General features: G+C 48.5%; 1 protein-coding gene. It reads right to left on the reverse strand.

The genetic code is table 11. The features are described 5' to 3' along the window. Positions 1-271 precede the first annotated feature (271 nt). On the reverse strand, positions 272-1,494 hold a 1,223-nt coding region (locus H1S01_RS20135; RefSeq protein ID WP_188042151.1), incomplete at its 5' end, for a hypothetical protein.

Consider the following 1,494-nt stretch of genomic DNA (forward strand, 5'->3'; position numbering starts at 1 on the left):
TGATCCCCATTTGCTTCACCCGAAAGAAACTGGGTGCGAAACCGCACCTGATTTCTCGATACGATAATGCTAGACACCGGTTTTCGGAACACCTCGATAATGGTTTCACCGGGATTCGTGTCATCCCCCACGACCAAATAGGGACTGGGTAAATCAGCGATCCTTTGAGACAAAAGTTCCAGTCCTGCCGAAGAAATAAAATTAAAAAGAGGCCCGATGACTCGGCCTCCTTCTTCAAAAAACCATTCGCCCTTGATTTCTACTCCCGATTTTATGAAACCACCACCTCTCCACAAACGTTGCTCGTTTCTTCAAAGGGCTTTTTGAAGTTGTAATATCGGATATCCGTCCCAAAGCTGGCGAGTTTGAAAAAGCCTGGATAGGGAACCGTCATCACTCTATCCATGTCCAACGTCTGCCAAGGCGTAAAATTCAGCCCATCAAGGCTGGTCGTAATGTTTGCTGAAGGCGCTTGCCACGCGTTACAGGTAGAAACAATGAGGCACGAACCACAAGTGGATATCACCGGAGGCTCATCACTATCTCCTTCGAGAATCGCTGTAATTACATCCTCCCGACTTTCCTCGAGCCTATATGGCATCTGGCCTGTCGTTACCGTCATTTGATCCCCAACCTGTAACCCTTCGGTTCCGTACACGAACTTATTGAGCAGTACGGTTTCATTACTCTCGGTTTTTTGGGCACTAACCAATGCTTGTAGAAAATCAGGGATACTGATGAGCCGTCCCCCATATTCCACTGAATACGTCCAGATATCTGGGGTTAAAGGGGACAACGTGACTTTCTGTACCAAGAAGGTGTTTGAGATCCCCTTATCGGGCAATTGAATGGTCACAACTTGACCAGGAACCCAGCCGGGGATTTCTGTCTCAAAACTTCCGCGCACCCGTGGATTCGCAAACTGTCGCAAATCGGCCAAACCAGCGGCCTCGGCGGCTTCCACGGTAGTTAAGGATTTTTCTACGATACCATGTTCATAAACCCCGTCACCCCCTCGAACTTGAGCGATCGCCATTTGCGAATCAAAGTCGTCCACCATTGTAATAACGTCAATATCGTAACGATAGGTAAAGGTTACAGTTGCTCCGTTGGACGGTGTTAGGGTTTGGGAAGAAGCTCTGATATATTTCTCCTGAAAATTGAGGAGGAAATCGACAGTGGCCTCATCATCTACATTTTCAATCCCAACACGTTTCGGGATTCCCGAGATAGACATGGTGATGGAATGAGGCTTATGGGGAAGCGTCCAAACCCTTGCCGTGCCGTCCGCCATGATCTCATATACAAACGGGTCAGACAGTGTCGTTCCACCCCGTACATACACCCGATTTCGCAATCCTTGCGTGTCAATGTTGTGCTTTAGGTTTCGAACGGGCGTATTCACGTCGACGATAATCGGAGCCGCTTGATCGCTATTCGCCGGATCGAAAAACCATAGGTCTCGGTAATAATCGACGTACCATTCCCAACCGC

The organism is Heliobacterium chlorum, from assembly GCF_014502795.1.
GTDB lineage: Bacteria > Bacillota > Desulfitobacteriia > Heliobacteriales > Heliobacteriaceae > Heliobacterium > Heliobacterium chlorum.